Annotated in this window: 11 protein-coding genes and 1 pseudogene; 9 read left to right on the top strand and 3 right to left on the bottom strand. The window is 72.1% G+C overall.

Annotated features, from left to right (window positions below; translation table 11 throughout):
- Window positions 1-80: 80 nt before the first annotated feature.
- A pseudogene (locus OHA19_RS36255) lies at window positions 81-707 on the top strand (alpha-N-acetylglucosaminidase C-terminal domain-containing protein); the annotation flags it as partial.
- A gap of 374 nt (window positions 708-1,081) precedes the next feature.
- Entirely contained in the window at window positions 1,082-1,597 is a 516-nt protein-coding gene (locus tag OHA19_RS36250) for a DUF6630 family protein (protein ID WP_405752976.1), read from the top strand.
- 55 nt (window positions 1,598-1,652) lie between these two features.
- Here OHA19_RS36250 and OHA19_RS36245 read toward each other — a convergent pair whose 3' ends face one another.
- Window positions 1,653-2,549 (bottom strand): carbohydrate kinase family protein, encoded by an 897-nt coding sequence (locus OHA19_RS36245; RefSeq protein ID WP_405753368.1) that lies wholly within the window; start codon window positions 2,547-2,549, stop codon window positions 1,653-1,655.
- A gap of 285 nt (window positions 2,550-2,834) precedes the next feature.
- On the opposite strand from OHA19_RS36245, the gene OHA19_RS36240 reads away from it, so the two are divergent.
- From OHA19_RS36240 to OHA19_RS36230, 3 genes are all read left to right on the top strand, one after another.
- Window positions 2,835-3,329: a DUF6643 family protein gene (locus OHA19_RS36240; RefSeq protein WP_405709261.1), complete on the top strand. Its 495-nt coding sequence runs from the start codon at window positions 2,835-2,837 to the stop codon at window positions 3,327-3,329.
- Between the two features lie 313 nt (window positions 3,330-3,642).
- Entirely contained in the window at window positions 3,643-4,176 is a 534-nt protein-coding gene (locus tag OHA19_RS36235; RefSeq protein WP_405709264.1) for a hypothetical protein, read from the top strand.
- Between the two features lie 152 nt (window positions 4,177-4,328).
- Entirely contained in the window at window positions 4,329-6,767 is a 2,439-nt protein-coding gene (locus OHA19_RS36230; RefSeq protein WP_405709267.1) for a right-handed parallel beta-helix repeat-containing protein, read from the top strand.
- On the opposite strand, the gene OHA19_RS36225 is transcribed toward OHA19_RS36230, so the two are convergent.
- Window positions 6,737-9,130: a hypothetical protein gene (locus OHA19_RS36225; protein WP_405709270.1), complete on the bottom strand. Its 2,394-nt coding sequence runs from the start codon at window positions 9,128-9,130 to the stop codon at window positions 6,737-6,739. The genes OHA19_RS36230 and OHA19_RS36225 overlap by 31 nt on opposite strands.
- A gap of 182 nt (window positions 9,131-9,312) precedes the next feature.
- Between OHA19_RS36225 and OHA19_RS36220 the strand changes: the two genes are divergently transcribed.
- The 3 genes from OHA19_RS36220 to OHA19_RS36210 all read left to right on the top strand — a co-directional run bounded on the left by OHA19_RS36220 (window position 9,313) and on the right by OHA19_RS36210 (window position 11,281).
- Window positions 9,313-10,149 (top strand): DeoR/GlpR family DNA-binding transcription regulator, encoded by an 837-nt coding sequence (locus OHA19_RS36220; RefSeq protein WP_405709273.1) that lies wholly within the window; start codon window positions 9,313-9,315, stop codon window positions 10,147-10,149.
- A 72-nt stretch (window positions 10,150-10,221) separates the two neighbouring features.
- Window positions 10,222-10,674 carry an SRPBCC family protein gene (locus OHA19_RS36215; RefSeq protein WP_405752974.1) on the top strand — a complete coding sequence of 151 codons (453 nt, stop codon included), beginning with the start codon at window positions 10,222-10,224 and terminating at the stop codon, window positions 10,672-10,674.
- Window positions 10,675-10,801: 127 nt separating this feature from the next.
- A complete protein-coding gene (locus tag OHA19_RS36210) occupies window positions 10,802-11,281 on the top strand; it encodes an SRPBCC family protein (RefSeq protein ID WP_405709278.1) in 480 nt (159 codons plus the stop codon).
- A 43-nt stretch (window positions 11,282-11,324) separates the two neighbouring features.
- On the opposite strand, the gene OHA19_RS36205 is transcribed toward OHA19_RS36210, so the two are convergent.
- Window positions 11,325-12,455 carry a PLP-dependent cysteine synthase family protein gene (locus OHA19_RS36205; RefSeq protein ID WP_405752971.1) on the bottom strand — a complete coding sequence of 377 codons (1,131 nt, stop codon included), beginning with the start codon at window positions 12,453-12,455 and terminating at the stop codon, window positions 11,325-11,327.
- Between the two features lie 204 nt (window positions 12,456-12,659).
- Here OHA19_RS36205 and OHA19_RS36200 point away from each other — a divergent pair, with 204 nt between their 5' ends.
- Window positions 12,660-12,977: a hypothetical protein gene (locus OHA19_RS36200; protein WP_405709284.1), complete on the top strand. Its 318-nt coding sequence runs from the start codon at window positions 12,660-12,662 to the stop codon at window positions 12,975-12,977.
- Window positions 12,978-12,995 lie beyond the last annotated feature (18 nt).

Below are 12,995 nucleotides of genomic sequence, written 5' to 3'. Positions count from 1 at the left end.
GTGCGCCGACCGGGGCACGACGCGGCCGGTGCGCGTCCGGGCGGCTCCGCCGGTTCCCGTGAGGAGCCCGGTGCCGCACCATGTTCCGGGCAAGTCCCGTATCCCTTCGTCGGACGAGGAAGGGGCCGTTGGACCACTCGGGCTGGTTCGCGGGCTACGCCCAGCGACGCTACGGCGGCGCCGACCCGCATGCGGCCAGAGCGTGGGAGCTCCTGCGCACCGGCCCGCACAGCACCCCGTCCGGCCCCTGGAGCGAGTCCCAGGACAGCCTCTTCACGGCGCGCCCCGGGCTGACCGTCGGCACGTCGGCCAACTGGAGCCCGTCCGCCATGCGGTACGACGCGTCGACGGTGCGGCAGGCCCTGCCGGAGCTCCTCCAGGTCGCCCCCGGGCTGAGGAAGTCGGATGCGTACCGCTTCGATGTGGTGGACGTGGCCCGACAGGCCCTGGCCAACCGCAGCCGCACTCTGCTGCCGCAGATCAAGGCCGCGTACGAGGGGAAGGATCTCGCGCTCTTCCGGCAGCGGGCCGGGGAGTGGAAGCGGGACCTCGCCCTGCTGGACCGGCTGCCGGCCACCGACCGGCGGTTCATGCCGGGGCCCTGGCTGGAGGACGTCAGGGCCTGGGGCAGCACCGATGCCGAGCGGTCCGCGGCCGAGTTCGACGCCCGTTCGATCCTCACCACCTGGGGGCATCGCTCCGGCAGCGAGTCCGGTGGGCTGCGCGACTACGCGAACCGTGAATGGCCGGGGCTGATCCGGGACTTCTGCGCCGCGATGCGCTGTACGTCTACCGGCTCGACCTGCGGGCGAAGGACGAACCGCTCCGCTACGGATACGACGGGGCCAGCCCCTGACGGGTCGCCGGACCACAGGAACAGGGGGCGGGTCCCGGCGAGTTCCTCCCGCCCCGGGGCCGGGCCGCGCCGGGCCGACGGCCCGTGCGCTGCGCGCGCACGCCGTGCCCGGGCGGCCCGGCTCGGCGTCCGTTGTCATACCCCCGTGTCAGGCTTCTTCATGAACGCCCGGGAGCACCCTCGCCTCGGCGACGGCCTCGGCCACAACCGCCCAAGGAGCACACCATGCCCGGCACCGACACTGTCCGTACGTCGCTGGAAGCCATGGCTTCGCTTCTCGCCCCGGCCCATCCGGACGTCGTCGAGCGGGTGTTGCACGCCCACGACGATCCCGAGAGCTATGTGCGCACGCATGCGGACCAGCTGGCCGAGCGCAGCATCCACGAGCCCATCGCGGAACTGGCGTGGATAGCGCTCGTGGACGCGCTCTGCGATCACCATCTGCTCGCGGAATTCGACTGGAAGGAGGATCCGCAGAAGATCCGGGCCTCGTTGCGGAGTCTCGGCTCCCGGCCGTCCGTGGACCCCTGGGTGCTGTTCGACGCCGCCGAGATGTCCCTGCCGACCCACGAGTTCCTGGTGGCCTGCGGTCGGCACTACCGCGAGGTCGGCGCGGCACTCGCCGTCCTCGACATCGAATCGGACTGCTACCCGGTGGTGTGTCTGCGCGCGGCGCGGGCCGAGGAGTTGACGGCGCTCGCCGGCCGTGCGGGATTCAAGGCTCTGGGCCTTGGGGGATGAGGGCGGTGCCGTGACCCGAGATGGACGAAGGGACGCCGCGCCGGGCAGGCACGGGCTATGGACCCCCCTCCCCGCCACGGTCCGATGGCAGCAGGACTTCCCGCGGGACGAGGGCGGTGGAACCCGGCGCGGTGCAGGCGTACGCCCCCGCAACGGCTCCCAGACGGGCGCATTCCACGGGATCGCGGCCGGCGAGTCTCCCGTACAGGAAGCCGCTGACGTACGCGTCGCCCGCACCGTTGGAGTCCACCACCGGTGCGGGCGGGACGGTCGCCGGGACATGGTGCGGGGTGGAGCCGCTGTCCCGGGTCACTACGTGGGAGCCGCCCGCGCCCGCCGTGGCGACCACGGTGTCGGCGCGGCCCTCGCGGAGGATCTCCCGCATCAGGGCGAAGGTGCCTTCGCCCGCGCCCGCCGCACTGAGGAAGACGAGGTCGGAGCGGAGCGCGAATTCCCGGTGGTGGTCGGCCAGTCCGTCCCAGTCGTGCAGGTCCGTGGAGACGGGGACACCGAGTTCCGCGATGTCGTCGTAGAGGAAGCGCGCGAAATTCATGATGGACAGGTGTACGTGGCGGGTACGCCGCAGCCTCGGCAGGTAGAAATCCCGGGGCATTCTCAGGTCGGCCGGGTCACGGGCGTCGTAGAACGACATCCGGCGTCCGGTCGCGTCGACCAGATTCACGGCGCGACGGGTGCCCGCTGCGGAAATCAGCGGGGCGAACTCCACGTCCCCCGCCGCCAGTCGCTCGCGCACCTGGGCGCCGGTCCAGTCGTCGCCGATGCAGTCGAGGAGTGCGACCTTCAGCCCGAGCGCCCGGGTACCGAGTGCCACGTTCCCTCCGGTGTGGCCTGGCCATTCCTCGATCGGCCCGACATGGACCGAGTCGGCGAGCGGGACGGGCAGGGCGTCGACCCGCACGATGGTGTCCACCCCGCTGCCTCCGACCACCAGGACGTCGTACTCCGTGTGCTGTCGGGTCACCGCCGAGCCTTTCTGTTCCCGTGGCGGCCCAGTATGCCGTGGGCAGGAGCAGCGCATGCGGCCGCATACCACCACGGCTGTGACCATCCGTCCGCCACTTCTCGTCAGTCATGGAGCCCACCATGGAAAAGCCCCCTTTCTTAACGGAGCCTTTATCGATGTTTTGGCAGGTCAGACGGACAGAACCGGCGTAAAACGGATGACCCCAAGATTAGGTCTCCCCAACCAGCACATCGTGGGCTTAACTTAGGTGTCATGACCTCCCCCCGCTCCACCTACGGCGGCGGCTACTACGCCGCACCGTCGTTCCCCGACACTCCGATCTACGACTCCCTGGTCGCGGAGCGGGGCACCCCTCAGATCGCTCCGATCCGAGTGCCTGCCGCCTATGACACCGGCAACAGCTATCTGCCGGCGCTCCCGGCGGCGCTGCCGGCTCTTCCCGCGGCACCTTCCCAGCCCGGTCCGTCGTACGGCTACCAGCAGCCGACGGCTCAGCAGGGTTACCCGCCGATGCAACCCGCGCAGCTGCAGCACGCGCCGGCGCCGTACATCCCGCAGCAGCCGACCGCGACCCGCGGCGGGTACCAGGCGCCCTACCCGCAGCAGCAACAGCAGCGGCCGGCCCCGGGCACCGGCTACGAGGCGATGCGTCCGGCGGCACCCCGCCCGGCACCGCCGCGGCCTGCCCCGGCCCCCTCGCCCTACGAGGACCCGTACAACCGCCCGTACCAGGGCCGGGGGTACTGAGCCGACATCACACGCGGTCGCACGGAGTCGCCGTCGAGCCATGGGGACTCGACGGCGACTTCGGCGTTCCCGCACCGGACGTTCCCGCACCGGACGTGCCGGCGGTCCGGCCGGGCCGGCGGGAACTCACGGGGGTGGTCCGCGCGTTGGCCGGGGTGAAGTTGCTCTCTCTTCGCTCCTTCAGCACGCGAAGCGTGCCGTATCAGGCTAAGACGGATACGGAAGGGAGTGCAGGACTGTGCGAGCGGTCACGGGTGTTTGGCGCTGGCGGCGCAATCCCCTGCGCCGCGCCACTGACCGGCGCGAGGCGTGGGTGGCTCTTGTCGCATTGCTCCTGATGGTGCTGGCGGCGCCGGCCCTGGGCTGGGTGTGCGGGTCGTACACCGACGACGCCCTGCAGGAATCGGTGCGGACCCAGCAGGCCGGGCGCCGTGCCACCACCGCGGTCGTACTGCGCCGGGCACCGCGGCCGCCGCGTTTCGTCACCGACCCCGAGGTCTCCTCGGAGCGCGGTTCACAGACCTCGGTGGTCGCGCGCTGGAAGGCACCGGACGGCACCGCCCGCCGCGGCACGGTGACGACCTCTTCCCGGAGGACCGCCCCCGGCACCAGGGTGGAGATCTGGACGGACCTCGACGGCCGCCCCGCCACGCGCCCGATGGACGCTCCGACGGCCCGTACCCACGCGGTGCTGGCAGGGCTCGGCGCGACGATGCTCGGCGCCGGACTGATCGAAGGCGTACGGCAGCTGATCGTCCGGCGCATGATGCGGGCACGTTACACCCGGATCGACCAGGACTGGGCCAAGACCGGTCCGGACTGGGGCAGGACCGGAACCGGCAGCTGATCAGCTGCTGATCGGGGCAACTCCCGCCCGCCGCGCGCGCTACGGTGGACCGGCCCGCCCGCTTTCCCGGTGGGCGGTCCCGGGATTCGCCGCTGCCGGAAGGCCGGCGACACGGGCATCACGCACGCACGAGGTGGGGGCACAACAGCGCCATGGCACAGGGCACGGTCCAGGTGACGCACACCGGCACATCGCGGTGGCGGCGCCGCACAGGCGAATACGCCTCCCTCACCGCAGCCCTGGAGGCCGCGGCCGACGGCGATGTCCTCACCATCGCGCCGGGCACCTACCGGGAGAATCTGGTCCTGCACCGCGCGGTGACCCTGCGGGGGCCCGAGGGGTCCGTCGGCTCCGTCCGGATCGCACCGGCCGACGGGGTCCCGCTGACCGTCCGCGCCTCCGCCGTCATCTCGGACCTGCATGTGGAGGGCCAGGACTCGACGGCCCCCGCACTGCTGGTCGAGGACGGCGCGGCGGAGATCTCGGACCTGCGGATCGTCACCCGCTCCGCAGCCGGGATCGAGGTGCGCGGTGCGGCCCGGCCGACCGTGCGCCGCTGCACGGTCGACAATCCCGCCGGGGTCGGCATCGCCGTACTCGACGGCGCGGGCGGGGTGTTCGAGGAGTGTGAGGTCGTCTCCGCCGGGCAGTCCGGGGTCTCGGTCCGCGACGGTGCGCATCCGCGACTGGAGCGCTGCCGGGTCCACCACGCGTCGGGCGCCGGCCTCAGCGTCACCGGCGAGGGCAGCGCCCTGGAGGGCGTCGGCTGCGAGGTGTACGAGATCAAGGGCAGCGGGATACAGGTGACCGCCCGTGCGGCCGCTCATCTCACCGACTGCACGGTGCACCGCACTTCGGCGGACGGCGTCACGCTCGACACCGACGCGGTGCTGACGCTCGCGGACTGCGACATCCACGACATCCCGGAGAACGCCGTGGACCTGCGTTCTCGTTCGGTCCTCACCCTGACCCGCTCCACGGTGCGCCGCTTCGGCCGCAACGGCCTCTCCGTCTGGGATCCCGGCACCCGGGTCGACGCCAACCAGTGCGAGATCCACGACAGTACGGGCGACTACCCGGCGGTCTGGGTGAGCGACGGGGCGACCGTGATACTGGACTCCTGCCGGGTCCACGACGTGCCGGACGCCATCTTCGTGCTCGACCGGGGCTCGCGCGCCGACGTCGTCGACAGCGATCTGTCCCAGGTCCGCAACACCGCGGTGTCGGTGAGCGACGGGGCGACCGCGCAGCTGGACGACTGCCGCATCCGCGAGGCGTCCACCGGCGCCTGGTTCCGCGACCACGGCAGCGGGGGCACGCTGAACAACTGCACCATCGACTCGGCGCAGACCGGAGTGATCGTCACCAAGGGCGCCGACCCGACGATCGAGCGCTGCACGGTCACCTCGCCCGCCGAGGCCGGTTTCTACGTCTCCGCCGAGGGCCGCGGCACATTCAACAGCTGCCGGGTCACCGGCAGCGACGGCTACGGCTTCCATGTGATGGACGGCTGCCGTACGACGCTGACCCGTTGCCGGACCGAGCGGTGCGCCCGCGGTGGTTACGAGTTCGCCGAGCCCGCCGTCGCGCACGGGGACGGCCGGGGAACCGGCCCCGTCGTGGAGGACTGCACGAGCGACGAGAGCGCGCTGCGCTCCCCCGCTCCCCCGGCGCCCACCGTGCTGACGGCGACCCAGTCGGCCCCCGGGCTGCTCGGCGGCGTCCCCGGACAGCGCGCCGTCGAGCCCGCCCCGGCCGAGGTGCCCGCCACCGCTCCGGCGCGCGCGTCGGACGCGGTGCTCGGCGAACTGGACGCGCTGGTGGGCCTGGACAGCGTCAAGCGGGAGGTGCGCGCGCTCACCGACATGATCGAGGTGGGCCGCCGGCGCCAGGAGGCCGGGCTCAAGGCGGCTTCGGTCCGGCGTCACCTCGTCTTCACCGGCTCCCCCGGCACCGGCAAGACCACCGTGGCCCGGCTGTACGGCGAGATCCTCGCCTCGCTCGGGGTGCTGGAGCGGGGCCATCTGATCGAGGTTTCCCGTGTCGATCTGGTCGGCGAACACATCGGCTCGACCGCCATCCGGACCCAGGAGGCCTTCGACCGGGCGCGCGGCGGGGTGCTGTTCGTCGACGAGGCGTACGCCCTTTCGCCCGAGGACTCCGGCCGGGACTTCGGCCGGGAGGCGATCGACACGCTGGTGAAGCTGATGGAGGACCACCGGGACGCGGTGGTCGTCATCGTCGCCGGCTACACCCACGAGATGGAGCGGTTCCTCACCGTCAACCCCGGGGTGGCGTCCCGTTTCTCCCGGACCATCACCTTCAGCGACTACGAGCCCGCCGAACTGCTGCGCATCGTGGAGCAGCAGGCCGACGAGCACGAGTACAGCCTGGCCTCCGGGACCGGTGAGGCGCTGCTGAAGTACTTCACCGAGCTGCCCAAGGGGCCGGCGTTCGGCAACGGCCGTACCGCGCGCCAGACCTTCGAGTCGATGGTGGAGCGGCACGCGGGCCGGGTCGCCCAGCTCGCCGAGCCGAGCACGGACGACCTCACCCTGCTCTACCGGGAGGATCTGCCGGAACTTCCCTGAGTTCGCGGGGCCTTGGTGGTGTCCTCCCCGTCGGACTGGCGGGGCAGGACCGGGTCCAGTCGCTCCAGCAGCGCGGCCCGTTCCTGGGCGAAGACCGGGTCGGCCTGGTAGTCGGAGTGCCCCAGAACGGCTTCGGGCAGCGGATGTTCGCGGGTCCGCCCGTAGACCAGGGGGTCCTTCAGCGGCCCGCGGTCCACCTCGGGCCCGGGGGCCTCGTCGAGCCGGACCCGGCCGCCGATCGGGTCGGTGGCCCGCCACAGATTGCGCCAGCAGTGCACGGAACGGTGCAGCGCGTGCAGGGGCCCGGGGCCGAAGTAGGCGGGGAACCAGCGCGCGTACAGTCGCTCGATCGGCGAGCCGTAGGTGAGCAGGGCGACCCGGCTGCGGGTCTCTGCGGGCAACTGCCAGACCGCGGACGCGGCGAGGACGCTGCCCTGGGAGTGCCCGGAGATGACGAGCCTGCCCCGGGTGAGCGCGGTCCAGCCGGACATCCGTGACGCCAGGTCGGGAACGGCCCGCTCGGCGTAGCAGGGCGGTGCGAAGGGGTGGGCGGCGCGCGGCCAGAACGTACCGACGTCCCAGAGGATGCCGATGGTGCGCCGGGCCGACGCGTCGCGGTAGGCGCGCCGTCCCCAGGTGACGAAGAGTATGAAGCCGAGTCCGACCATCCAGGAGCCGGTGGACTGCGCGGCCTGGGCGACGGACTCGACGAACGGCCCGCTGCCCTTCATCGCGATTCCGGGCACCTCCCCGCTCACCCAGGCCCCGCAGACCGCCGCCGCGCCGAGCAGCAAGGTGGCTGCGCCGACCGGGCCCAGGATCCAGGGCGCGGAGTCGGTGAGGGCCGCCGTGGCCTGGATGCGTGCGATCTGCCGGGTGCGGGCCGGGTCCGGCCGTTCGACCTCGTAGGCCCGGTCGATCTCGGGCGCCAGGGCGCGGGCGGCGAGCCAGGTCCGTACGAGCAGCAGCAGGGCGGGGACGGCCAGCAGTACCAGGAGCACGGGGATGACCGACGCCTGCCAGCTGAGCAGTACCGGCGGTCCCTCGATGACGGAGCTCCGGCCCATGCCGGGGGTGCCCGGTCCGTCGAGCCAGTCGGCGACGCGCTGGGAGACCCCGCCGCTCATGACGCCGCCGAGGGCGCAGGCGAGCATCGCGACCACGGGACCGCCGAGTCCGAACATGACGGTGCGGGGTTCGGGGGTCCGGCGGTACAGACTCAGTGACACCACCGCGAGCACGACGACGAGTGTGCCCTGGCCGAGGGTGATGACGCTGAAGGCGAGATCGCCGGGCAGCGCGCCGTCCGAGGTCCAGTCGGGGCGGGACCAGGCGGCGTACAACGCGGCGAGTACCAGCAGGGCCAGGGCCGCACCGGGCAGATAGGTGATGAGGGCACGGTCGAGCCGGTTGTCGAGGCGTCGTTCGCTGCGACCGCGGCGGCAGACCACCCAGAGCACGACGAGACCGCCCAGGAGCAGTGCCGCCTCGATCAGCCGGCCGATGATGCCGGGTACGGGTCCGGTGACGGCCCGGTCGTGGCGGGCCGCGGCGCCCGCGACGGAGGCGGCGACGGTCAGGAATCCGGCGGCGGTGTGGGCGGCGCGCAGCCGGGCGACCAGCCGGCGGCCGTACCAGAATCCGGGCCGGCCCAGGGCGGGACGGACGACGGGCGCGGTGCCGGTGGTGGCCGGGGCAGGTGTGGGGTCGAGGTCGTCGTCCGGTTCGGTTCCGGTGAGCGGGCGCTGTGATTCGTACGCGCTCCAGGTCCGGTTGGACAGGAACCAGAGCAGCGCCACCAGGGCGGTGGGCACCAGGGCGGCGAGGGCGAGCCTGCGGCCCGGCTGGGACCACCAGCCGCCCTGTGCCGTCGACAGGAACCCGAGCCAGGACCGCTGGTTCGAGCAGTCCGGCACACCCGCGCACTGCCAGGCCGCCAGGTCGAGCGCGACCTCGCAGGCCGCCGCGGTCAGCAGCACCGTGAGGCTGAGCGCGACGAGCCGGACGAGGACGCCGTACAGACGCACCGTGCGGGTACGGGAGCGGGCGGTGGGGCGCATCCAGTGGGCGAGGTTGACCACCATGAACGGGAGCAGCAGCAGCCACAGGGCCCGGGAGCCGTTGCCGGAGGTCAGGTTGGACCAGCAGTAGGCCTCGGGGATGGGGCGGTCGCGGTACCGCTCCGGGTGCTGTTCGGCGTCCGCGTCCTCGGTCCGCCGGTAGATGGCGGCGGTCGCGTCGCCGGTGATCCGGACGGTACGCGGGTCGTCGAGCATTTCCTGGGGGGTGGCGCCGCCCACGCCGTGGACCAGCAGTTCCAGCGCGGGCCCGGGACTCTGCGGAGTCTGGGTGGCAGGTGGCACGGGAGTGGCTCACTCTCTCGGTCGTGGGGGTCGATGCGCGGACACCAGAATCGCGGAAAGGGAGCGGTGGCCGCACCGCTCTCACCGAATCTCCCCAGTGCGGCGGCCGGCGACACCGCGTGGCAGGATGACCCCGTTCGAAGAGACTGCTGCACGGCCATGAGGAAGGTCCGGTCCCGGCGTTGAGCGACAATCAGAACCTGCTCGCGGAGCAGCGGCGTGCCCTGATCCTCGACGAGGTGCGCAGGCGCGGAGGGGTCCGGGTCAATGAGCTGACCCGCAAGCTGAACGTCTCCGACATGACGGTGCGCCGGGATCTGGACGCCTTGTCCCGCCAGGGAGTCATCGAGAAGGTGCACGGCGGGGCCGTGCCGGTGGTCGAGGCCAGTACGCACGAGCCGGGTTTCGAGGCCAAGTCGGCGCTGGAGCTGACCGCCAAGGAGGACATCGCGCGGGCGGCGGCAGCCATGGCGGTGCCCGGCAGCGCGATCGCGCTCTCCGGCGGCACGACGACGTACGCGCTCGCCCAGCAGCTGCTGGACGTACCGGATCTGACGGTGGTGACCAACTCGGTGCGGGTGGCCGACGTCTTCCACACCGCGCAGCGGTCGGGGGGCGTGGCAGGGACGCGGCCCGGGGCCGCCGCGGTGGTGCTCACCGGCGGGGTGCGGACCCCTTCGGACTCGCTGGTCGGTCCGGTCGCCGATCAGGCGATCGCCTCCCTCCACTTCGATGTGCTGTTCCTCGGGGTGCACGGGATCTCGGTGGAGGCCGGGCTCTCGACGCCGAATCTGGCGGAGGCCGAGACCAACCGCCGTTTCGTCCAGTCGGCGCGGCGGGTCGTGGTGGTCGCCGACCACACCAAGTGGGGCACGGTCGGTCTGAGTTCGTTCGCGTCGCTGGATCAGGTGGACACCTTCGTGACGGACGCGGGGCTGTCGGCCGGCGCCCGTGCGGAGATCGAGGAGCATCTGCCGGGGCTGGTGGTGGCCGGCCCGGTCGCGGAGTGCGACGCCTGAGCCCTCGGGCCCGGATTCCGCTCGGCTCGCGCCGGGCGGTGCCCGGGCCTCGACAGGGCCTAGGATCGTGCTGTGGCCGTCTTCCGGATCGAGCGCTTCACCTCCTTGCCCGCCGCCGAGTCCTGGCGCCGGGTGACGGACTGGGAACGGCACGCCGCGCACGTACCGCTGACCACGATCACCGTCCCCACGGGGCTGCCGACCGGCGTAGGGACCGTTTTCGTGGCGCGCACGGGCATGGGGCCACTGGCGTTCGACGACCCGATGGAAGTGGTGCGGTGGACGCCGCCCGCAGCCGGGCGCGCGGGGCTGTGCCGGCTGGAGAAGCGCGGTTCGCCGGTGCGGGGCCGGGCGTCGATCGATGTGTATCCGACGGATTCCGGTTCCCATGTGGTGTGGGTGGAGGAGCTGGGCATGCGGTTGCTGCCGCGGTGGTGCGATCCGTTGATCGCCGGGGCGGGCCGCCGGGTCTTCGGCCGGGTACTCGACAGCATGCTGGACCTTCCGGCGCGACACCGTCCCTAGCGTGCGGCGGGTCCGGCTCCGGGCGCACCGGCGTATGCGGGGCCGCGCGGACCACGACATCTGATGGATCGTCAGCTATGGTGTGGCGCGACTCCGCTCGCCGCCGACCGCACGGGAGGTGCGTTCCATGCCACGCCGACTCCGTTCCGTGGAGCTTGAGTTCGTCGAATCCGCTCCGCTGCGACTGGTCTTCGCCGCCGAGGTGTCCGCGGCCCCCGAGGAGGTCTACCGGGCGCTCGCCGACGATGTGCCGGGCTGGCCGGACTGGTTCACGGCGGTGACGGCCGCCCGGCCCACCGAGGACGGCGCGGGCCGCGAGGTCCGGCTCAAGGGCGGGTTCGTGATCCACGAGACGATCATGGCGGCGGAACCCGGCGAGCGGTACGCCTACCGGGCCGACCTGACCAGCGCCCCCGGCATGCGGGCCCTGCTGGAGGAGTGGCGGCTCACCCCGGCCGGGACCGGGACGCGGGTGCGGTGGACGTTCGCCGCCGACGGCTCCGCCCCCTTCCGCCTCACCATGCGGCTGGCCCGGTCGGGGATGGGCCGGGCCTTCCGGGACGCGGTCCGCAGTCTCGACCAGCGGCTGACCGGATCCGCGGCCTGAGGACCCCGCGCCGCGCACCCGGTTCCGCGCCGGTCGCCGGCGGTCAGGGCCAGTTGCCGTCGGCCAGGAAGGAGTCGATGGTCGCCGTGTACGGGGCGATGTCCAGGCCCTGCGCGGCGAGCCAGCTGTCGGAGTAGTACTTGTCGAGGTAGCGGTCGCCCGGGTCACAGATCAGGGTGACGATGCTGCCCGTGCTGCCCTGCTCGACCATTTCCGCGACCAGCTTGAACGCGCTCCACAGCCCGGTGCCGGTGGAGCCGCCGGCCTTGCGGCCGATGGCCTGCTCCAGTGCGCGCACGGCGGCGACACTGGCCGCGTCCGGCACCTTCATCATCCGGTCGATGGCCCCGGGCACGAAGCTCGGCTCCATCCGGGGCCTGCCGATGCCCTCGATCCGGGAGCCGCAGTCACTGGTGGCCAGGGGATTGTGCTGGGTCCAGCCGTCGAAGAAGCAGGAGTTCTCCGGGTCGGGCACGCAGATCCGGGTATCGAACTGCATGTAGTGCACATAGCGGGCGATGGTCGCCGAGGTGCCGCCGGTGCCCGCCGTGGCGACGATCCACGTCGGCTCCGGATAGCGCTCCAGCCTCAACTGCTGGTAGATCGACTCGGCGATGTTGTTGTTGCCGCGCCAGTCGGTGGCCCGCTCGGCGTAGGTGAACTGGTCCATGTAGTGGCCGCCGGTCTCGGCGGCCAGCGTGGCGGACTCCTCGTACAGCTTCCGCGAGTCGTCGACGAAATGACATCGGCCACCGTGGAATTCGATCAGCCGGCACTTCTCGGGGCTGGTGGTGCGGGGCATCACCGCGATGAACGGCACACCGATCAGCTTGGCGAAGTACGCCTCCGAGACGGCCGTCGAGCCGCTGGACGCCTCGATCACCGGCTTGCCCGGCCGGATCCAGCCGTTGCAGAGCCCGTAGAGGAAGAGCGAGCGGGCCAGCCGGTGCTTGAGACTGCCGGTGGGATGCGTCGACTCGTCCTTGAGGTAGAGATCGATGCCCCACGCCTCGGGCAGCGGGAAGCGCAGCAGATGGGTGTCGGCGGAACGGTTGGCGTCGGCCTGGACCTTGCGGACCGCCTCCTTCAGCCAGGCCCGGTATCCGGAGTCGGAGCGGTCGATGTCGATCGTCGCCGCGGCCCGGCCCTCGCCGCCGTGCTTCTCGGTGCCCATCAGCGCGTTCCTCCTCGTGTCACCATCACTCCACCGACACGGTATTCCCCCTACCTGCACAAACGTTCACTTTGATGCTCCATAGCCCTGCCTTGGCGCCGCCGGGCCCGGCCGTCTCGGCACCGGACCGTACGCGGCCTGGCGTACCGGTCCAGGTTTGTGCAGACTTCCCATCAGAAGCGTCATGAAGGGGGCGAAACAGCCATGCCGGAAACGGAGTTCAGTGCGACGGGGGTACGGATCGAGCGGTGGGCCCGCTCGCTCACGAGGGCCGGGCAGGTGATCGTCAAGGACGGCAGACTGGCCCTGCTGACCAGCAACGGACGGGAGATCGACAGCGCCCCGGTGGTGACGGTGAGCGCGGGCAGGCCGTGGTTCGCCGGAGCCGGCGCGACCGTGGCCCGCCTCAACGGGACGCGGTACCGGCTGACGATGGGGCAGCGCAACCGCGGGCCGGACCGGTCCGGCCCGGCCCACCGGTTCCTCGAAACGCTGCGCAGCGCGGGCGGACGGATGACCTGACACCGACGGCTGCGCCGG

Source organism: Streptomyces sp. NBC_00012 (genome assembly GCF_045040875.1).
Taxonomy (GTDB): domain Bacteria; phylum Actinomycetota; class Actinomycetes; order Streptomycetales; family Streptomycetaceae; genus Streptomyces.
The sequence above is the reverse complement of the archived record's forward strand: the minus strand, read 5'-3'. Positions and strand labels throughout refer to the sequence as shown.

What these genes read in the sequence shown, in the direction of transcription:
- OHA19_RS36250 (WP_405752976.1), top strand. Translation starts at nt 1,082, where the DNA reads ATGCCCGGCACCGACACTGTCCGTACGTCGCTGGAAGCCATGGCTTCG.
- OHA19_RS36240 (WP_405709261.1), top strand. Translation starts at nt 2,835, where the DNA reads ATGACCTCCCCCCGCTCCACCTACGGCGGCGGCTACTACGCCGCACCG.
- OHA19_RS36230 (WP_405709267.1), top strand. Translation starts at nt 4,329, where the DNA reads ATGGCACAGGGCACGGTCCAGGTGACGCACACCGGCACATCGCGGTGG.
- OHA19_RS36210 (WP_405709278.1), top strand. Translation starts at nt 10,802, where the DNA reads ATGCCACGCCGACTCCGTTCCGTGGAGCTTGAGTTCGTCGAATCCGCT.
- OHA19_RS36205 (WP_405752971.1), bottom strand. Translation starts at nt 12,455, where the DNA reads ATGGGCACCGAGAAGCACGGCGGCGAGGGCCGGGCCGCGGCGACGATC.
- OHA19_RS36200 (WP_405709284.1), top strand. Translation starts at nt 12,660, where the DNA reads ATGCCGGAAACGGAGTTCAGTGCGACGGGGGTACGGATCGAGCGGTGG.